Here is a 20,252-nt window from a genome sequence, read left to right as displayed (position 1 = left end):
CTTTTTATATTTAAAATTACATCATAAAGTTCCCCTAGTTAAGAGCAGCAGCTCGTATCCTTTCATTTTCCATCATTATTAACTCACTATATGGATATAGCTGCTGTCCTTGTTTTAACTTGTCTAGGGCATGGTTCTTACAAATATGAAAAAATGATAAAATTACCTCATCTGTTTGACTTAGCAGCCTTATAATCCTCTCAGCCTCTGCTTCTTTTCCCATAAGCCAAAAGCAACCTATAGTATAAGCCAGGGTTACAGGATAACTGTCTTTATCGTCCTGTACCTTGTGGAAAATAGCTAACGCTTCCTCAAATTGTTGGTTTTTAAAATGAATAACTCCAAGGATATACTCTATAAAGACGTCTTTTGAGTAAAACCAGGCACCTTCTAGAACCCATCTCTTTCCCTCTAAAAAGGACCGAATTTGGTCTGGATTGTCTTGGAAAAACTTACTGATTTTTTCTTGTGCCAGGTAATGTAAAGGTTCCCATAACAATGCCCGTAAATAGGCCGAGAGGGCCTCCTTTTTTTTCTCTGCTCCTGCATAAAAATCACCAATTTGCATATGTGCTTCAGCACAGCTCATTTCTGAAGCAGCGTCCTCACAGGTGCTTTTCTTCATGTTTTTTTGGGCAATATTTAAACCATGATAAAAGGTTAGCAGTGCCTGATTTGGCTTGGTGTGTGCTTGCAGAATAACTTCATCAGTCTTTATGGTTTTTTGAGGTGCTCTTGCTATCAGCTCCTCTAGTTTTTTCATGAAGTCCCTGGCCCAAAGTAAATATGCTAATACTCCTAACTCATCTGCCCCCCCTAAGTCCCCAAGCCTTTGAGCAGCTTTTATGTGATTATGACTCAACAATCGCTGGATAATTTTTTGTTTAAACTGCTGCTGTCCCGCTTTATTAGAAATACGTCGAAAAATTTTTTCAATGACATGATAATCATTTCTTTCAGCCCAAGGTTCTGCTAATTTAATATATTGCTCCTCTTTCGCTGCTTGCAGCAACAAGGAAACTAGAATTTGTGCTTTCTCTGCCTGCTCTGCCCATAGGAGACTCTCCATTACAGCACTGACAATTTCATATTCCTGTTGTGTAAGTGATTGGCATTTTGCCTTTTTTCCAGTAAGTAATCCATGGAGCTGATGATATAAAGCCTTGATTGGGTGGTCAATACTTTCTATTTTGTCCATTTCTTTTAGTAATTCCCTAGCCTCCAACCATTTATTATGACACCAATAACTTTCTATTCGTTGTAATAGTATCTGATTATAGAAAAGGCCATTTTTATCTATACCTGAAAAATCTACTTTTTCAATTTCCCCTAACATTATATGGCAAGAAATTTTAATGCCTGCTGTCTGCTCTCCCTGGCCCAGGATAGTTTCTAGATATTCTAGATATTCTAAAACTCCATAGTACTTCCGCTGCTGAAAAAGAATTTCCATAAGTATTATCAGCTGCTCAAGATTTTTTTGCCCCACGGATGTTTTGAGAAGTTTTTCCAGCTCATTGGTAGAATTTGTTAGTTTAACCAGATCACCTATCTTATATAAAAGTTTATGGTTACTCTTGTTTAAATCATAAGCATACTGGTAACAAGCAAGGGCCTGCTGATAATTAAATATCTCCTCATGAACCTCACCCAAGGTTTCATAAATGACGGAAACATTTATTTCAGGTCTAGGTACTATGGAATTATGATGCTGTCTTATGTTCAAGGCACTTTTTAGATCTTGAATAGCCTCTCCATGCTGCTGAAATTGCTGCCGCAGCTCTGCCCGCAAAACCAAGAGATCAGTATATTGAGGAAAATACTTTACTCCTTCATCCAATACTTCTAAAGCATTGGTGAATCGCTTTAAGACAATTAAATTCCAGCTTAAACACTTGTATAGGTGTGGGGCAAATAAACAGCCCATATTTACATTTTTACGTGCACTATTAAAATATACTACACTTTCCTCATATCTCTTCTGGTTTAAAAGCTCTATTCCATAAATATATTGCAGGTAAGCATCCGCAGGATGTTCTTGTAAGTCATCCTCTAACAGCAGACCAGGTGAATAAGCCTCCCCAGGCAAGTCGATGCCAGCTTGTTGAAGAATTCTGATATCCGCATCTTTAATATTACTTAAACACTCGTCTGGAATCCTTTCAAATGCCCTATGCTGAAAACCATATTCTTTACGGTTTCTAAAAAGGCGCAAGGACTGGACTGGGGAAGAAATGCCATAGTTTTTCGAAAGACAATCAATGTATAGCAGATATCCTTCCACATTTGGATTTTCTAAAAGAGGGCGAATCTTTTCTATTTGTTCTAAAGAAATAGTCTCATTTTCTTGGAGAAACAAGACCCACCTTCCTTTAGCCATATCCAGGCAAAAGTTTTTAGCCTCACTATAATTCTTCTTCCATTTCATTTTATAAACACTAGCTCCTGCCTGTTTTGCTATGTCAATAGTTTTATTGCTAAAGCCTATATCTACAATTATTATTTCATCTACAGCTTCTTTTAGAACCTGCAGTAAAGTACCAAGGTGTTTTTCACCATTTTCTATTAGCATGCACAGGCTTAAGTGATTTTTCCTGCCCATTAAGCTTCCCCTTTCTCCACTTTCTTGAGTTGTTCATACATCTTCCCAGCGGCCTCATATTCCCCCAATTGATAATAGGCATCTCCCACCTTTTGGATAACCTCTTTATTCTCCGGTTGCAGCTTCAAGTAGAATTGATAGATATGGATAGCCTGCTGCCACCTATCATGTTGATATAGGAGTGAGGCATAATTATATAAAATATCCTCATTTTGCGGGCTTAATTCATAAGCTCTTTGAAAATAAATTAAAGCACCCTCCCAGTCTTGCACTTCATAAAGAAACACTCCAATCTGGTTGCAGAGATGGGGATTATCTGGTTCTTTTAGAAATTTATCCAGTTTTCTTTCTAAATCTTCAACACTGTTCATAATCTTCACCTCTATAATCGCTGTTGTCCAATTCCTCTAATACGCCCTTTAATGTTTCTATTGCATCCTCTAGATGAACGGATACACTTTGGCAAACAATGTTTAGGTGATGGAAAAAGTCATGCTGAATTCGAAAGATTTCTGTTATTTTATCTGACGTGTCAATCAATCCCAGGCGGTTCATGAGATAAAAATAGACAAAAATCACCTGTTGTGAAAAACAGCGACACAAGTCGTCTGCTATAAAGAGTTGGTATGTATTAATATGCTTTTGATATGTTTCTTCCAGAATGTTGCGGTGTTTTGCAATATCTTTTTCTTGAGATAGACGTATCATTTCTCTACAGGCCAACCTGCCATGGGTCGCCTCCTGCCTTAATTTACGAAACAATCCTGCATATCCCTCTACGCTCTTTATAAAACTTAATAAGCCTTGTTTTCTTTCTGCGACAGAAACCTTCTTTTTATTTTGAGAAATTACTTCATGGACCTTATGGGGTATGGGCCTGTTACAATACTTTTTAATAGCGTAAGCTAACGGCTCACACCTGGTTCCTTTAATTCTGGCCCCACCCTCTGTGGAGTTAATGATTATTTTATGAGAATGGGTAGCAATTTTGTGTTCCAAGCCTTTTTTAAAATCAGTCCACAACTGATTGGAGGGAATCATTGTTCCCTCATTACTCTCCACATGGATAATTGGTTTTGACTTTAAAAGCTCCCTTGCTCGCTTACCCTTTTCTTCAAAATAAACTGAAGCTTTACTATGGGTAATACCTTCAGGCCCATAAGCATAATCCTGTCCAACAAAGACAATTGGGTTTGCTCCAAGATATACAGCCAGCTCCAAAGCCAGGTGAGAAACATTAGCGCCTGCATCAAGGGCACTTCCATCTCCAAGGTGTTTATTTAGCCATTGATTAATTGCTTCCATGTGACGGAATATGGGGATTTTTGCCCCGCAAAAGGAGGGATACACCCGTTTATCCACCAGACCCAGGCAAAGTAAAGCCATATCCTCAGGATAATCAATATTTTCAAAATGATAAGTATATGTGTATTTTGTCCGTTCAATAATTGTCAATATATCTGGTTTAATATTATTTCTTATCAAGGGGATAATTGCCGATTCTGCACATATAATTAGTCCTTTATCTTTTACCTTTTTTAATTGTTGAATATTTTTATCCAAAGACGGCCCATTGGCTATAATAAATGCCGGAACATCTTGATATTTATCTTTTAAACAGCTGAGGTAAGGGTTTTTCACTATCTCTTTAGTATTTGACAACAAATTATGGAGACCAATCAGGTTATCTAAATGGTCATTTCCAATATAAAAGACAAATAACCCTAATTGAGAAAAAATATATTTATGAATTTGCATATAGTGGTCTTTAAAATTTCTTTGTGCCACGGGAGTAAAGGCAAGTACAGGAGAAGTACAGTTAGCAAAAACAATACTAAAAAATAGCTGGTCAAATGCCCTGGCAAAACATTCAATATCACCAATAAGAAAAGCTATTTTCTGGGTGCTGATAATGGGCTCCAAATCAAAGTAATGCAGCATCGCTGCAAATAAATAAATATTCTGTTCGAATAGAACTACCAGAGTATGGGGCTGTTTTCTTCTGAATATTTCAAACAAGGAGTAACCAAAGCCGCTTCCATACATAAAAATAGCCCCTGCCCCTTGTACAGCTATAGCCTCGGACCATTGCTGTGCTTCTTGGATGGGTCTTTGACTTGTTATCAGAAAACTAGTATGCTCCTGATGGTATCGGCATATGGGATAACCTTCGTTATCATATGTGACCTGCACTTTCTCCCATAATTCCTTTTCATCTATTTTCAGGACAGTTTCTCTTAACCATGGACTTAAAAGTTGTAGGTTCTTGTTAAACATTTCTTTTGTTTGATTCTCTCTGGCTAATATCATTATCATTATTTATCACATTCCTCAATCCACTCTTTTGTCAGAGGGTAAAATGTAAATTCTAAAACATCAATCATGCCAACCAAATCTTGATTTTTCATAGATTTATAGAGAGCTTGGAGCATCGGTGCTATATCATGGATTTTCATCCTTAGGTCTCCAGTATACTGCTGAAGCTCCAATAAATCTTCCAAATCATCCATGCTGTTGAGAAAACTGTCTAAACCTAAAGAGTCATTACCTTTTCTAAAATGCTTTATTGAGCAGCATAAAGAGTTTTGAAGTCTGCCACCTTTTTTTTTAAAGGGAGTTAACTCTTTCACCGTTTGCCTTCTTCCTCTCTAACCAATTCTTTCCAACCATGATCTTGATATGCCTCAATATTTCTTAAGGTGTAATAAACCGCAGCCTTCATTCTTGCTTCAAACAGACTTACTGCTTCTCTTTTTTCTTGCAGCTCCTGCTCTGACCAGAAAAGAGCCCGAAAGCTTTCAGCTTCCCTTTTGATTTCAGCCAGCAGCTTCCTTATTTCCATGATTTGAGAAGTATACTCAAATACATCTGCAACCCGTTTTTGCAGCTCAACAGAATAGAATTCATGACAATCTTGGACGTTTTTCCTTATTCTCATTTCTGACTTACCCTCCTCATTATCACCAGGCACTTAATCCTCCATCTACAACAATGTTTTGCCCTGTAACATAACTAGATGCTTCTGATGCTAAAAAGATTAAGGCAGCTACCATTTCATCTGGACGCCCCATTCTGCCTAGAGGGGTTCTAGCCGAATATTTCTTTACAAAAACATCGTTCTGCCCACTTTCACTGCCGCCAGGAGTTAGTGTATTGACACGAATTTTTTTATCTGCCCAGTAGGCCGCCAGGTATTTGCTCAACCCGATTACCGCCGCCTTGGAAGCAGAATAAACAGCTGGGGTATTTATTTTCCGCTCTAAATAATAGGAACCCTCATAAATTCGCTGGTCAGGTCCCAGTATCCCATAAATAGAGGACGTTTGGATTATGCTTCCACCCTTGCCCTGCTTTATCATCTGAGAACCAATAGCTTGAGCTGCAAGAAACATTCCATCTAAATTAACAGACATGATGTTCCGCCATTCCACCAGAGAATACTCCTCAAATGGAGCAAAAAAAGCATTTAAATCTGCTGATTTACTAGCAGCATTATTATGCAAAATATGAATTTCAGCAAATTCCTCTACCACCCTGGCAACCATGGCTTTGACATCACTTGGAGAAGACACATCACACGCAATACCTATGGATTTTTTTTGGTAATGTTTCGTTAACTCCTGTGCAAATGCTTTTGTCCTTTTTTCATCTAAATCCACTACTGCTACATTTGCTCCAAACTCAGCCAATCCTGCACAGAAACGTTTTCCCAATATTCCTAAACCACCTGTGACCACGGCTGTTTTACCTTCCAGGTTGAACAGCTCTTTATAGGATGTTCTATTCAATGTCCTTACCCCTTTTGCTCATTAATAGCTCCACAAGTTGAAAATCTAGTTCTGAATCAATATCAACAGAACGCTCCATGGGCATGATATAAAGTATAGTATCATCATTAAAAATAGTTTGATTTTTTAATAGTGCTCCTCTTTGCCATGCATAGATAGAGGCATTTAAATCATAACATTTTGGTGTATCCTGCCGGCAAATAATTGGTTTTGCTAATGGCTTGGAGAGCTTTACAGTTCCCTGGTTATCTATTTCTACTATATTAAAATAGGGGGAGTGATGAGCAGGAGTTCCGGTAATCACATTGGAAATCTGCCTTGTCTCAAGCAGCCTCACTACATCAGTAATATCCGAAACGTAACGAAGGGGAGATGTCACATCCAGGTCAACAATAATATCAAAGGTTTCTCCAGTTAATTCTTCTACTGACACTAAACAATGCTTGATGGCAGGTACTTTGGGTGCGTTGTCTGCAGCAAGAGGTTTAGGTCTTTTAATAAGATAGTCAACTCCCCATTTATGAGCTGCATTTAAGATTTCATCACAATCACTGCTTACTGCAATGGTTTGAAATAACTTGGATGCCCTGGCCTGCAAGATGCTATAAGCCAAAAGAGGTTTATTCCCAAGCTGACGAATATTCTTATTGACCACTCCCCTGGAACCGGATCGTGCACAAATTGTACATAACCTTTTCATTTGTTTATCCATTTCCTTTGCTTTGCTGATTGTTCAGCAGCATTTATCATCTCCAGGACATTCAGACCCTCTGCTAATGTGCATAACGGGGCATTTGTCCCATTTATCACTGCTTTATGCTGCATATAATAGGTATAATCGCAGTCAAATTTGTATTCTAATAATTGTTCATTAATTCGTAGAGTCTGCTGCACCAGATCTGCTTTAATAGAGTATTTCTCAGTAATAACAGTTATTTCCCTTCTGCTAATAAGGTCAAGATAATTTACATGTATTTGTGCCATGGGGCATTTTTCCATGACAAGCATCAGACTATACATATCATCACTATCTATCTGAAGTGAACTATACTTTCCACCCATGGCAGCCATGCTGCTCCATTCCCCAAAAAACCACCTGAGATAGTCTAATTCATGGCTAAGATCAAGTAAAACTCCGCCGCCCTGGTCTTTTTTAGCTGAATAACTCATACTATAATCCCGACCCGGCCTCCATTTGGGCAGATACTGGCCCACATAAACTTGAGTATATAAAGTGCGGTCTTTATTAATAAGTTCGGCTATTTTCTGAAGTATGTGATGAAACCTTAGGTTATACCCCACATATGCCGCCTTAAAATTATTATCAGGGATCTCCTGGATAACATGAAAAAGTGGTTTTTCTACGAGAACAATACCATTAAAGCCAGAGGCGGCAAGCTCCACTAAGCTGCGGTAGTGTTTATCCGTTTGGTTAGCAATAATAATATACTCTGGTTTTTCTTGTGATAGGGCTCTGCTTAAACTTGAATACGTTAAAGGAAATTGAATTTTTCTATGAGTAACAACCGCTACTCTGCATCCAAGCAGCTTTAAAATTTTTGCATGCCTCTGCCCAATTGAACCAAAACCAACAATGACACAATTCATTTGAATACCTCATTAAAATCCAACCTGGCCTGGTTAAAGTCTTTAATTTCCCCGATATCTATCCAATATTCTCGGATGGGAAAGATAGCTATTTGCTCACCTGTAGTGAGCATAATATTTAGTAATTGATTTATATCAAAATAGGAGTTTCCAGGAATTTTAACTAGAACGGCTGGATCAAACACATAAACTCCAGCGTTTATAAAATTTGTATAGACTGGCTTTTCCTCAAATCCAATCAGTCTATCCTTGTTTACTTTAACTACACCATAAGGAACCTGAAAATCATAAGCACGCACAGCAACGGTAGCTTGACCCTGGTGTTCTAAATGAAAGGCAATTAATTGTTCAAAATTGATTTTTGTTAAAATATCTCCGTTCATGACAATAATTGGTTTTTCTGTTTTTTTTGGAAATAAGCTTAATGAACCCACTGTTCCCATCTTTCTATCCTCATGAATATAATGAATAAATACTCCCCATTTCGAGCCATCGCCAAAAAATGTTTTGATTTGCTCTGCTTTATAATTAATTGAAAAACAAAACTGATGAAATCCCTGTTCTATAAATTGGGTTAGAATTATTTCTAAAAGGGGTTTATCTCCAATTGGCAGCATGGGCTTGGGACAATTATTTGTTAATGGGCCGAGTCTACTGCCTAATCCCCCTGCCATTATAACAACCCAATTTTCACTTTTAGAAGAATCTAGTAAGTCCTCTAACCTTTCTATGCCTATTACACAGCCTGTATCATCCACCACAGGAAGATGCCGAAGCTTATTTATTTTCAAGATGTTCAGGATGTTTTTCTTGTCTTTGATCTTAGGAATAGTAATAGGTTTTTTATTCATGATCTTTTCCACAGATGCATCCAATGGTATTCCATTTAATATCCCTCGCCGAATATCTCCATCTGTAACAGTGCCTAATAATTTATGATCCTTGTTAATGACAAGGGCAATTTGTAACGAATGCAAATCAATAATCTTAATGGTTTCTTGGATTTTGGTTTGGGGTGGTATTAATACCTTTTTCCAGTCCATGCTGAATTTCCCCCCCACTGAATTACATTTATCTTACTTTGCTGGTGTTCCTTTTACCATTGTATTATCTTTAACGTTTTTTGTGACAACCGATCCCGCTCCTATAATTGAATTTTTACCTATAATCATCTTTTCAGCAAAGGACTTTCCTTGTATAATACATGCATTAGAACCAATATAAGCCCCCATGGATATCTTTACATTCCCCGATATATTAGCCCCCGGGGAAATGGTGACATAATCCTCAATGATGCAGTCATGTGCAATAGTACAATTAAGATAATACACCCCAAAATTACCTATTTTGATATTATTGGTCATTCTTGTTCCTGCACAAATAATATTACCAACCCTCCTATCAACCTCAATTAATTGATTATAACCAAAGGTTGCTGTGGGATGAATAAGATTAATATAATCTAAACCAGGAAATCTATCCCTTATTTCTTTACGAATCTTTGGGCTGCCTATACCAATAGTAAATTTATAGCCAACCTGGGCTAAAGGATAAACCTCCCTTTCACTTACTACAGGAAAATCCTCAACTATACCTTCATGTGTTTTATCAATAAAAATAATATTCTGATAACCCAAAATCAGAGCTATATCACGTACCTCCCGAGAAAATCCAGAGGCACCAAAAATGGCAATTTTCATGTGATTACTTCATCCCTTTCATAAGACTTATGCGCTGTTTTTCCCAACAGTTCCCAAAATTCCAGAGGGGATAACCCTTCCGCAGGCCTCTTAACTGTTAGATTGTCCTCAGTAAACAGCTCTCCCTTTAGAATACTGCGTGCTGCCACGATGCTCTTGCGAGTAATCTTTTGGTTTTTTAGCTCAGAGGCCACTGGTTTCTTGTATGAATTGCCAAGGGCTTGTTCTATCTGACGTATGTAGCAAACCATCCGGGAAAACTCTTTAGGCTCTATGGATGCCTTATGGTCAGGGCCTGGTAGATTTCTATCTAGAGTAAAATGCTTCTCAATAATGACAGCCCCTAATGCTGTTGCTGCCAGCGGCAGTGCTATTCCCAGGGTATGGTCTGAATACCCAACCTGCAGGCCAAAGCATTGGCGCAGGGTTCCTAGTACACGCAAATTAGTTTCTTCAAATGGTGCAGGATACTCTGAAGTGCAGTGCAGCAAGCTGACATTTTGACACAAGAGTATTTGTCCCGCTTCAGAGTAATATGCATTTTTAAAAGCCTTGCGAGAAGGAATACTGTTATTCTCTTTTCCTTCCCCATAACCAAAAGCAAGAACACCTAATGCGTCTTCAATGTCTCCCAAAGTAGACATTCCTGTAGACAATATTATTCTCTTTCCAGATCTAGCTGCTTTTAATAGTAAGGGGGCATTGGTAATTTCACCGGAGGCAATCTTTATTATAGGCAGCTGCAAAGTATGAACTAAAAAATCCAGACTTGGTGCATCAAAAGGTGTTGATATAAATTGCACATGCTGTTTTAAAGAATATTCTTTTAGGATAAGGTGCATTTGCTCATCTAATTCTAATTTTTTTATCATTTCATACTGGGTTTCTGTTATGTCTGTATTCCTGGTTTGATAAGAGGCTTTTGGAGTATTGTGAAGCATGATTTGGTCTGCCCTAAAGGTTTGAAACTTAACTGCATCGGCCCCTGCTTCAACGGCAAAATCAATTAAACTTTTTGCCATTTCTAAAGAACCATTATGGTTTACACCTATCTCAGCAATGATGAAAACCTTGCTCCTATTATTCATTTTCACATCCACCTACTCTATAAAAATGTTTTTTTAACAAAGCTTTATAATCCGTAATGGATTTAATAATATGCAGCATTTTAATTGAGCTATTTCCGTCTCCGTAGGGATTTGTCGTAGCAGAGCAATCCATGACAAAGGCTTCTCTAATTGCTTTTTCTATTGCTGCTTTTTGGGGAGGGCAATTAATTACTGAGGACGCCAGCAGCCTTCCCTTCTGTCGATCTCCAATGTTTACCGTTGGTCTCTTAAAAGAAGGAACTTCATATATACCACTAGAGGAGTTGCCCACCACCGCATCCACCTGGGCAACAATACTAAAATAACGCAATTGTCCCAGAGAAGTATAGACAATAGCATTAGCATGCTGAAGAACAAAATCATCCAGAAGATGAACCAACTCTCGCCCTTCTGGGTCTGCATTGGGCCTGGTAAAAATTAAACCAATTTCAGAACCAAGATCATGCAGCGCTTCTAGTAATTCCTTGAAGTGTAAACTAGTGGACTGGCCAGCAAGTGTAACTGGATGGAAGGTAATAAGCAGGTTTTTTTTAAAAAAGGAAAATTGAAGAGACTTTTCTAATTGAAAACGATCCATCAGCTTTAAGCTCATGATGCGGTCTATTCCTGGACTTCCTACATTATAAATATGTCTGGGGTTCTCTCCTAATTGTCTCACCCTGCACCCAGATTCTTCATTAGTGACAAAATGAAGATGAGACATCTTTGTAATACTGTGCCTAATTGCTTCATCAAAGGCTCCCTCAGTTGTATCCCCTCCAGCAATGTGGGCAATAGGGATTTTGGCTACTAGTGCAGCTTGAGCTGCTGCCAGGATTTCATAACGATCACCAAGTAAAACCAGGAGATCAGGCTGCAGCCCATAGAAGACATCAGCAAAGCTGATTACTCCTAAGCCTATTGATTTGGCAGCACCAATAGGGGTATCACTGGATAAAAGCATTTCTACCTTGCTGTAAATGTCAAAACCATCTTGTTCTATTTCTCGATAGGTTAAACCAAATTCTGGAGACAAATGCATGCCTGTTACCACTAGCTGCAATTGTAAGTCCTGATCCTTTTCTATTTCTTTCATTAATGAGTAAAGCAATCCGTATTCGCCACGTGTGCCTGTAACCACACAGATTTTACGTTTCACCATACATCTTCTCCTAACACAGCACTACTGGGAATATTAATAATGCGTTGCTCCAAACTTTCGGCTGCAGATAAATCCATATGTGGACAAGATTGGAACATTGGAAGTTTATTCATTAGGGTCCATGAGGGGCGGGTTAGTATCCCCTGTTCATGGGTTGATGCTATCAGTGTATCACGCAGCTCCGAATAATCTTTATCAAGAAGCAATACATTTAACCAGTAATTACTCTGGGCATATCCAGGCTCTTCAAAAAAAGTAATCCCATCTATTTTGGCAAAAGCCCGTTGATATTTTTCTGCCAAGGCTCGCTTGTTTTTAATGAAATTTTCTATTTGCTCCAGCTGGGCACATCCCAATGCTGCATTAATATTTGGCAGGCGATAATTATAACCTACCTGGTCATGCACAAAAGCCCAGGGATGAGTTAATTTAGCTGTGGTGGTTAAATGTTTTGCTAACTTTGCCAGGCTTGAATCATTGGTAAGAATAGCTCCCCCGCCACCGGTAGTAATAATTTTATTCCCGTTAAAGCTTAGAGCGGAAAGTCTTCCATAACTTCCCGTATGTTTTTTTTTATAATATGAACCTAACGACTCTGCTGCATCCTCAATTAACTCTAAATTATATTTTTGGCATACTGCTAGAAGCTGATCAAGGTCAACAGGATGACCAAAAGTATGCATGGCAATGACGGCCTTAATAGGTCGCAATGTCAGCCTATTGTAACAAAAGCCATTCCTAATGAAGGCTATTTCTTCCAGGTAATCGTGAAGTTTATCAGGATTAATTCCAAGGCTTTGAAAATCACTATCGATAAAATGAGGGGTAGCTCCGCAGTAATATACTGCATTAGCTGTAGCAACAAATGTAAGAGCAGGAAGGAGCACCTCATCTCCCTGTTTAATCCCAACGAGCATTAAACAAATATGCAGGGCTGCTGTTCCGTTGACTGCAGCTACAGCATGTTTTACGCCTGTATAATGTGCTAGTTTCTCTTCAAATTCTTCCACATATTTACCTGCAGAGGATACCCAGCCTGTATCTAAACAATCTTTAACATATATCCATTCCTTTCCTGCAAACTTGGGTTCATGTAGATGGATGGACGCATTTCCTTTTCCCAGCACACTTTTTAATACGGAAACAATTTGAGAAATATCTAGACCTCTGTTCATATGTTATACCTTTCTGCTTTGTAGCTTTTAAGGTGTTCAGGGTTGCTGAACCATTCCACAGTTTCTTGTATTCCTCGTTTGAATCCGGCTTTACCGCTATAATCAGGCTTCCATCCAAATAATCTTTTAGCTTTACTAATATCTGCCCGGAGGCGTTTTACTTCACTTTTTTCTGGCCGAAGGCGCCTGGTATCAGTTTCAACCTCGATTTCAGCTTTCATGACCTCAGCGATAATTTGAAGCGTTTCACCCATGGAAACCTCAAAATCACTCCCTATATTTACAACTTCTCCGATAGTTGCATTAGATTTGGCAACCTCAATAAATCCCATTACTGTATCTTTAATATAATTAAAGTCTCTGGTGGGAGTTAAAGACCCCAGTTTAATTTTCCCTTTACCCTGGGCAATTTGTGTAATAATAGTTGGAATGACTGCTCTAGCCGATTGTCTTGGGCCATAGGTATTAAAGGGCCGAATAACAGAAACTGGTGTAGAAAAGGAGTAAAAAAAAGAAAGTGCCAGCTGATCTGCCCCAATCTTTGATGCAGCATAGGGGGATTGACTTTGTAATGTATGTTCCTCTGATATGGGAACATATCGGGCAGTTCCATAAACCTCGCTTGTAGATGTATGTACAACCTTTTCTACTTCTAATTCCCGCGCTGCCTGCAGGATATTTAATGTTCCCTTTATATTGGTATCAATATAGGTATCAGGAAAATGATAGGAATAGGGAATCCCAATCAAGGCTGCTAAGTGAAAGACCATGTCACATAGCTTCATTGCCTCCTTAACTCCATGAGGGTCTCTAATGTCCCCTGAAAACACTTCTATTTCCCTTCGTATCTCCATTGGAGCATAATCCAGCCACCCCCAGGAATTAAATGCATTATAAAAGACAAAAGCGCGTACATCATGCCCCCTTCTAACCAGTTCCTCTGTTAGATGAGAACCGATAAAACCATCAGCACCGGTAACCAACAGTTTTTTTCCTTTAAGTTCCATTTTTTCCTCTCCAAATCAGGATTATAATCTTTATTTAATTTATTTCATTATAGTAAGAATAGAACAATAAACCTGCTCAAACACACTGTCTGTTTTCGTTCTTTGGAAAAATAAACATTTTCCAAATAGTAACAACAAAGGGAATCCTATCATATTATATACAAGTATTAATAATGGAAGGAGGAGCACTTATGAGTAGATAACCAACTTCTGATACTTCCTCCCTTTTCCCTGTCTTCCTGTTCACATAAATTATTACACAGATAAAATACAATGGCCTGCCTGTAAATTAAACACTATAAATAGTTTTTAGTATTGCATATTTTATTCGGAGTGATAATCATGCACAGAAAAGACTTCCCAAAAGCTATTTGTTATTTAACAGATGAAAATGGAAATATCTTAGACCCTTATAAGCCAAACACTATAATTTATAAAGAAGTCTCATCCCCTCAAAATCGCTCCAAAAAGCAAGTTAAACTTTCATCGGGAAAACATGGCATTCTTGATGAAATAGTTATTTTAATAAAGGGCTATATCGTTGTTTATACTGGTGAAAACCATACTTCTCCGCCCATACCCTTCAATATAATTAAAAGACTTTATCTTTATGCTCCAAAAGGCACCAATTTAAACTTTACGGTAAACTGTTTTTGCTGTTTTGCTTTTACTGCAAATAATGCTGTAGGAATCTTGATAAATATTGACACAACCGTAATTGCCATAGCTAAGGTTAGTCTCGCTATTCCAACAGTCAATTTTACATCTGACAAAAATAATGCATGCATAGATATAGCATGCATCAATGTAAATAAAGTTTACGATTCCTGTCGTTTTCTAACTGAAACTATGGCTTTGTATAAAAAGACAATACTAAAAGCAGAGGTTTACCAATACAACACTTTATCTAATGGAGTAAAGAAAATTTATACTAACGAAGATGAGTTAACAGAATACGGTGATAGAGGTATCCTTGACCCTAATGAAGTCTCATATTTTAACCTATTCATTAATGGTGTACTTCAGCCGGGTATAAACTATAATGTCATAGAAGGAAGGCTTACATTGGAAACTGAAGATGTTCCTCAAAAGGGAGCTCCTATTATTATTAGGTTTATTACTTTTAAAAGCAAAGATAATGAACTTATACAGGTTGAAAATTATCAATATAATACCCGTTCCGATGGAGTTAAAAAAATATATACGGATAATGATGAATTAACAGAATATGGCGATAAAGGCATCCTTAATCCCAATAAAGTATCATATCTTAATCTTTATATTAATGGCGTGTTGCAGCCGAAAGCCAATTATTCAGTGAAAAAGGGACTGCTAATGTTAGACACAACAGACGTCCCTGACGAAGGAGTTCCAATTATTCTTGAATTTTTAATGATAAGAAACAAAAATAATCAACTGCTAAGAACAAAGACTTATAACTATAATACTCGTGCAGATGGGAAAAAATTCTATACCAATAAAGATGAAATAAAAATGTATGGCAGCAAAGGCATTCTTGATCCCAAACAAAGCTCTTTTCAAAACCTTTTTATAAATGGAGTGGTCCAGCCAGAAATTAATTATAAAGTTCAAAAAGGCTTACTTACATTAAAAACAATAGACATACCCTTAACAGGGGCACCAATTTGTCTGCAGTTTATTACTTCTTTTTCTAAACTAACTATAAATCTATGCACCAGCTGCCAGAATTGATATTTCAGCCAGTAAAGAAAATTCATCTGTACTTTGTGCAGGATTCCTGGACTTTTTATAGAAATCTATCCCTTAGATTTTTTACAGCACGGAAGTTTTAGGAAGATCAATTATCAGCGAATGAATTTAGCAATGGCATCATTTAGCTTGTCCAACACTTCCTTGTTTTCATTCTCAACAGCTTCATAAATGCAGTGATTAATGTGATCTTCCAATATGAGCTTGCCAACATTATTTAAAGCTGCCCTGACTGCAGCTATTTGGATAAGGATTTCACTGCATTCCTTTCCTTCCTCACACATTCTTTTTATGGCTTCAGTATGCCCTACTATCCTTGCCATCCTGTTGATGACTTGTTTGCTCTGAGGGTGTCCATGTGCTCCCATGATAAGCTCCCCCTTTCCTTTACTTTATCTTTACTTATTATATCTTAATATCCTTCCAGTTTCCCTTCAAAAATCTATACATCAACAGGATACCTCTTATGGTAATATCCAGGACATAGGAAATCCAAACACCCAGAAGTCCCAAACCCATTATTATTCCTAACAAATATGTTCCAACAACCCTTACTCCCCAGATGCCGATTAAGGTTGAATACATGGGAAATCTAGTATCCCCTGCTCCCTGCAGGGCTGCTGTTATTACAAAGGTAATGCATAAAAAGGGCTGAAACAGGGCTGCAATTCGAATAACCATAACCACAAGATTTACAACCTCAGGGTCTTTAGTAAAAAGTCCAGCAAGTCCCGGAGCAAATACAAAAAATATTAATCCCATTGTCACCATAAATCCTGTGGCCAAGACGTTGGATGTGACACCAAATTTCCTGGCATCTAGAAATTTATTGGACCCAAGGCTTTGACCTACAAGGGCAGCAGCTGCAACTCCAAAGCCCATCCCCGGCAAGTATGAAAAGCTTTCAATTGTACCGGCTATATTATGTGCTGCAAAGGCTTCTGTACCTATTTTTATAATTAATCCTCCATATACCAACTGCCCAAATCTCATAATAAGTCTTTCAATGCCTGCCGGCAAACCTATCCTGGTCAAGGACCTTAAGATTGTTTTATCTACACTCCAGCCTCCAAGTATTTGTATTGATAAGACACTCTCTTTTTTTGCAAGGAGCTTTATAAGCATTAAAACACCCATGATCCTTGCTATAGTAGTTGCAAGTCCAGCCCCAAGAATGCCCAAGCCCGGAAAATTCAGTATTCCAAATATCAATATATAATCCAACACAACATTTACTATATTTACGGCAAGGGAAACCTTCATGGGATTTTTAGTATCCCCTGCTCCCCTTAAAGCTGCTGAAAGCACCATCATCATGCAAAGGAAAACAGAAGGCACAGCTACAACAAGAAAATAGGGAAGAGCATAGACCAATATTTCATGCTCTGCACCCAGGAGTAATATGATGTTTTTTGCAAAAAGCAGATTTGGAACCCCTACCAGCAGGCCTAAAAATACTGCTACAATTATGGATTGTTTAAGGATATGATTGGCCTTATCTACATCTCCTGCGCCCCTGGCCCTGGCTATAATTGCAGTAGTTCCCACACCTACTGCAATGAAAAAAGCAATATATATGTTCATTATAAGGTTTGTTATTCCTACAGCTGCTACAGCGTTGGTGCCAAGCTTACTGACAAAAAACATATCAACCACACCCAATAACATATGCAATGTGTGGTCTATAATAGCCGGTATAGCCAGAGCAAATATGGTTTTTACTCTCATATGCTACATTCCTTATAATTATAATATCCCCCCCAGGGGGATATTATAATTATATTTGTTCCCCATTATAAATTCAACTTACAACTACCAAAATTTTTTAGTTTATTTAAATCCACCAGTATTCCACTCTGTCATTGTAAAAGAGTTGCCATCCTGGATTACTTTAACAAACATAAATTTATCTTCTATCCAGCCATTTTCTTTAATTGTTCCGTTTCCGGCTCTCCATGATGATTGTTCAGAAACTCCTTGAACAGAAAAACTAACAGAAAAAACTAACCCTCTATCACTTTCTTCTACCATGTCGATTTTATTAATTATATAATCCTCTAATCTATCACTTTCTGGTATTGAATTGTCCATATAGTGTTGCAAATATTTCTCAATCAAAATGGAAGCTACATTTCCAGGGTTAATGTCAGCCTCAATGGTTATAGTAGGTTGATATCCTTGCCATTCATATTTCTGTGTTTCGTGAAACTGTTCATTAGCATTTTCATCGACATTTTGCATGCATCCAGTTAAAGTCATACTTAGAACAATCAGCATTATAAATAACCTATTGAGCATTTGTTTTCCTCCCTTGCAGTTATTGTATTCTCACAGCAGGTTAACTTCCGATTTTGCCAAAGTGTCCTCTCGTGTAGCCTAATTATATTACAATAATAAAAACTATAGTTCAACAATAAAAACTATAGTTCAACGTATTTTAAAGGAAAATTTGTATTGTATGCCGTTTATAGATAAAATTAAGCCCCATTCAAAATTTGTGAATGGGGCTTATAACACAAACTACTGTTTTAAAAATTGTATTACTGATTAAGCTTATCTTTTTTAATTACAGTTTCTACTAATAAATCTATAATCTTTTCCTCAGTCATTTCATTTTTAAACAGGTCAAACAACCCATTGCTTCTTTTTTCACCTTCAACTATTTCAACAAAACCTTGATAAGGATTTTTTAAATCAGCAGGAATATCCCAACCCGGATAAATTGATAGGAAAAAAACACCAAATTGTCCTTCTTTAAGATATTCAATTTCATCCACTTTTAAAACTTCTTCTTTATATGAGCCGCCCATTTGTTTTATTTTTATGACATCTCCTACATTTACTCCTCCTTTGATTACCTTATCCACCTCAAGCTCAGATACCGTAAAAATAAGATTAAATGGTTTTTCTTCTCGATGTTCACCAATATTAATATTTATTTTTTCAGGGATATTATCCTTAATAATCTTGCCAACAACTATTACAGGAGTTTCATCTATTATAGAATTAATATCATCATATATAAAATAATCCATATATACACCTTCAAAAGATAATTCATTTATACCACTTTCCATTTTCGAAGCACATCCAGAGATCATTAAAGAAATCATTAATACCAAAACACCACAAATTGCTAATATGTTTAAATTTTTCACAATTTACCCTCCTTGTTCTTTTATAAAACCAGTAGTACCTTCAACTGTATTATCTATTCCAACTAGCCTTAACTCCATTTATGTCATCTTGCTGAGCAGTATAGATGCTACTCCTGTTTCTGTTTATATTCATAATAGCTATGCCGCTAGTAATGTCATCTAGTCCAAAAGAATGGCCAAACTCATGAGCTGCCACACTTTGTCTGACTGTTGCAGACTGCGAATCTAAGTGAGTTCTATTTAAAAGAATTACGAATTCAGTCGTTGTATGAGGATAATAAGCTTGGTCTTGTTTAACAATCCCATATAGTCCAGGCCAATCCGTTGCAAAATAATCTGTTATGAATCTATTTTTAAAAGCACCACCTACAATAATCTTCCTTGGTATTGCTCCTATAGAATGATGAAAATTCCAGTTATTAATAGCATTGTTAACAGGTGTGAGATATGTTGAGTGAACTTCTACTGTATTTATAGGTACATCTTGACCGAAAAACCCCTTGGTAAACAACTTATAAGCAAACGCAGGTGAAGATATTACAAAGACAAATGAAATTGCTAATAAAATCATCACTATAGTGTATAAATTTTTTCTCTTATTCATATTATACTCTCCTTTTTTATATAATTGGTTTTTATTTTATTTGCACTTTCCTAAGTTAGACCATAGATTATATTTACCATTAAAATTTGCTAATTTATTAAGTAACTAGCCAATTATACCCTCATTAAGCACCACCTACCCTTTATTAATCATCCTTTTTTAGTTGACATATATTTCAGGAGTAACAGCCGTGGTTGTATCCTCTCTTACATTGTTGGTTGCTTTATGTACGGTTCTAACCCTATAAAAACTTCCTTTGGCTACAGAAACACTTTTAGTACCGCTTACCGAGTTGCTATAATAATTTACATATTTTTGACTATGAATATCAACCCACTTGCCATTGATTTTTTGTTGTAAGATAACTGTAACGTCTATATAATTGGCAATTTGGTTAGCTCTTGTATATCCATGTATTTCAACAACCCCATTACCCAAGTCACGTATCCTGGCTCTCCATTCATCGATTATATAAGGTTGGGAAGATTCCATCCCATATATAACCCCACTACTCATCTCCCTTTTAAATGTTGCCTCTGCTTCATTTATGGCATCACTAGCCATTACTACTGTTGCGCTTAAAGATATAAACAAGAGTGCTACTAATAAAATTTTCAATGTTTTCACCT

Annotated in this window: 21 protein-coding genes; 1 reads left to right on the top strand and 20 read right to left on the bottom strand. The window is 37.2% G+C overall.

From position 1 onward, the window contains the following. Window positions 1–34: 34 nt before the first annotated feature. Genes K364_RS0100215 through K364_RS0100150 form a run of 14 tightly spaced genes read right to left on the bottom strand, consistent with a single transcriptional unit; the run spans window position 35 to window position 14,130 of the window. Window positions 35–2,602 carry a glycosyltransferase family 2 protein gene (locus K364_RS0100215; RefSeq protein ID WP_028306344.1) on the bottom strand — a complete coding sequence of 856 codons (2,568 nt, stop codon included), beginning with the start codon at window positions 2,600–2,602 and terminating at the stop codon, window positions 35–37. Beyond that, window positions 2,602–2,973, bottom strand: coding sequence for a tetratricopeptide repeat protein (locus K364_RS0100210; RefSeq protein ID WP_028306343.1), 372 nt, complete (start codon window positions 2,971–2,973; stop codon window positions 2,602–2,604). The genes K364_RS0100215 and K364_RS0100210 overlap by 1 nt, the downstream gene beginning before the upstream one ends. Beyond that, entirely contained in the window at window positions 2,960–4,918 is a 1,959-nt protein-coding gene (locus K364_RS0100205; RefSeq protein ID WP_028306342.1) for a motility associated factor glycosyltransferase family protein, read from the bottom strand. The genes K364_RS0100210 and K364_RS0100205 overlap by 14 nt, the downstream gene beginning before the upstream one ends. After that, window positions 4,918–5,232: a DUF8042 domain-containing protein gene (locus K364_RS0100200; RefSeq protein ID WP_028306341.1), complete on the bottom strand. Its 315-nt coding sequence runs from the start codon at window positions 5,230–5,232 to the stop codon at window positions 4,918–4,920. The genes K364_RS0100205 and K364_RS0100200 overlap by 1 nt, the downstream gene beginning before the upstream one ends. Beyond that, complete coding sequence (locus K364_RS0100195; RefSeq protein ID WP_156946363.1) at window positions 5,229–5,540, bottom strand: hypothetical protein; 312 nt, start codon at window positions 5,538–5,540, stop codon at window positions 5,229–5,231. Before K364_RS0100195 ends, K364_RS0100200 begins: the two co-directional genes overlap by 4 nt. Before the next feature lie 22 nt (window positions 5,541–5,562). Continuing rightward, the gene (locus K364_RS0100190; RefSeq protein ID WP_028306339.1) at window positions 5,563–6,390 is read right to left on the bottom strand and encodes an SDR family oxidoreductase; all 828 of its coding nucleotides are present in this window, start codon (window positions 6,388–6,390) and stop codon (window positions 5,563–5,565) included. Then, the gene (locus tag K364_RS0100185) at window positions 6,383–7,090 is read right to left on the bottom strand and encodes an acylneuraminate cytidylyltransferase family protein (RefSeq protein WP_035267345.1); all 708 of its coding nucleotides are present in this window, start codon (window positions 7,088–7,090) and stop codon (window positions 6,383–6,385) included. The genes K364_RS0100190 and K364_RS0100185 overlap by 8 nt, the downstream gene beginning before the upstream one ends. Further along, a complete protein-coding gene (locus tag K364_RS0100180; protein WP_028306337.1) occupies window positions 7,087–7,998 on the bottom strand; it encodes a Gfo/Idh/MocA family protein in 912 nt (303 codons plus the stop codon). Before K364_RS0100180 ends, K364_RS0100185 begins: the two co-directional genes overlap by 4 nt. Then, window positions 7,995–9,041, bottom strand: coding sequence for a nucleotidyltransferase family protein (locus K364_RS0100175; RefSeq protein ID WP_028306336.1), 1,047 nt, complete (start codon window positions 9,039–9,041; stop codon window positions 7,995–7,997). The genes K364_RS0100180 and K364_RS0100175 overlap by 4 nt, the downstream gene beginning before the upstream one ends. A gap of 33 nt (window positions 9,042–9,074) precedes the next feature. Continuing rightward, window positions 9,075–9,698, bottom strand: a complete 624-nt coding sequence (locus tag K364_RS0100170; RefSeq protein WP_028306335.1) for an acetyltransferase — start codon at window positions 9,696–9,698, stop codon at window positions 9,075–9,077. Further along, complete coding sequence (neuB, locus tag K364_RS0100165; RefSeq protein WP_028306334.1) at window positions 9,695–10,786, bottom strand: N-acetylneuraminate synthase; 1,092 nt, start codon at window positions 10,784–10,786, stop codon at window positions 9,695–9,697. Before neuB ends, K364_RS0100170 begins: the two co-directional genes overlap by 4 nt. Further along, window positions 10,779–11,945: a UDP-N-acetylglucosamine 2-epimerase gene (neuC, locus tag K364_RS0100160; RefSeq protein ID WP_028306333.1), complete on the bottom strand. Its 1,167-nt coding sequence runs from the start codon at window positions 11,943–11,945 to the stop codon at window positions 10,779–10,781. Before neuC ends, neuB begins: the two co-directional genes overlap by 8 nt. Next, entirely contained in the window at window positions 11,942–13,123 is a 1,182-nt protein-coding gene (locus K364_RS0100155) for a LegC family aminotransferase (protein ID WP_028306332.1), read from the bottom strand. The genes neuC and K364_RS0100155 overlap by 4 nt, the downstream gene beginning before the upstream one ends. Then, complete coding sequence (locus K364_RS0100150; RefSeq protein WP_028306331.1) at window positions 13,120–14,130, bottom strand: NAD-dependent 4,6-dehydratase LegB; 1,011 nt, start codon at window positions 14,128–14,130, stop codon at window positions 13,120–13,122. The genes K364_RS0100155 and K364_RS0100150 overlap by 4 nt, the downstream gene beginning before the upstream one ends. Window positions 14,131–14,472: 342 nt before the next feature. Here K364_RS0100150 and K364_RS27015 point away from each other — a divergent pair, with 342 nt between their 5' ends. Then, a complete protein-coding gene (locus tag K364_RS27015; protein ID WP_207640802.1) occupies window positions 14,473–15,843 on the top strand; it encodes a DUF4183 domain-containing protein in 1,371 nt (456 codons plus the stop codon). A 113-nt stretch (window positions 15,844–15,956) separates the two neighbouring features. Here K364_RS27015 and K364_RS0100135 read toward each other — a convergent pair whose 3' ends face one another. The 6 genes from K364_RS0100135 to K364_RS0100110 all read right to left on the bottom strand — a co-directional run bounded on the left by K364_RS0100135 (window position 15,957) and on the right by K364_RS0100110 (window position 20,250). Beyond that, entirely contained in the window at window positions 15,957–16,229 is a 273-nt protein-coding gene (locus K364_RS0100135; protein ID WP_028306330.1) for a metal-sensing transcriptional repressor, read from the bottom strand. Between the two features lie 37 nt (window positions 16,230–16,266). After that, on the bottom strand, window positions 16,267–17,589 hold the full coding sequence (locus K364_RS22250) for an MATE family efflux transporter (protein WP_051533691.1): 1,323 nt from the start codon (window positions 17,587–17,589) through the stop codon (window positions 16,267–16,269). A gap of 102 nt (window positions 17,590–17,691) precedes the next feature. Further along, a complete protein-coding gene (locus K364_RS0100125) occupies window positions 17,692–18,159 on the bottom strand; it encodes a hypothetical protein (RefSeq protein ID WP_028306329.1) in 468 nt (155 codons plus the stop codon). A 242-nt stretch (window positions 18,160–18,401) separates the two neighbouring features. Then, window positions 18,402–19,019: a hypothetical protein gene (locus K364_RS0100120; RefSeq protein WP_028306328.1), complete on the bottom strand. Its 618-nt coding sequence runs from the start codon at window positions 19,017–19,019 to the stop codon at window positions 18,402–18,404. A 49-nt stretch (window positions 19,020–19,068) separates the two neighbouring features. Then, entirely contained in the window at window positions 19,069–19,623 is a 555-nt protein-coding gene (locus K364_RS25320) for a matrixin family metalloprotease (RefSeq protein WP_028306327.1), read from the bottom strand. 159 nt (window positions 19,624–19,782) lie between these two features. Then, the gene (locus K364_RS0100110) at window positions 19,783–20,250 is read right to left on the bottom strand and encodes a hypothetical protein (RefSeq protein WP_028306326.1); all 468 of its coding nucleotides are present in this window, start codon (window positions 20,248–20,250) and stop codon (window positions 19,783–19,785) included. Between the last annotated feature and the right edge of the window lie 2 nt (window positions 20,251–20,252).

The organism is Desulfitibacter alkalitolerans DSM 16504, from assembly GCF_000620305.1.
Classification (GTDB): Bacteria; Bacillota; DSM-16504; order Desulfitibacterales; family Desulfitibacteraceae; genus Desulfitibacter; species Desulfitibacter alkalitolerans.
The sequence above is the reverse complement of the archived record's forward strand: the minus strand, read 5'-3'. Positions and strand labels throughout refer to the sequence as shown.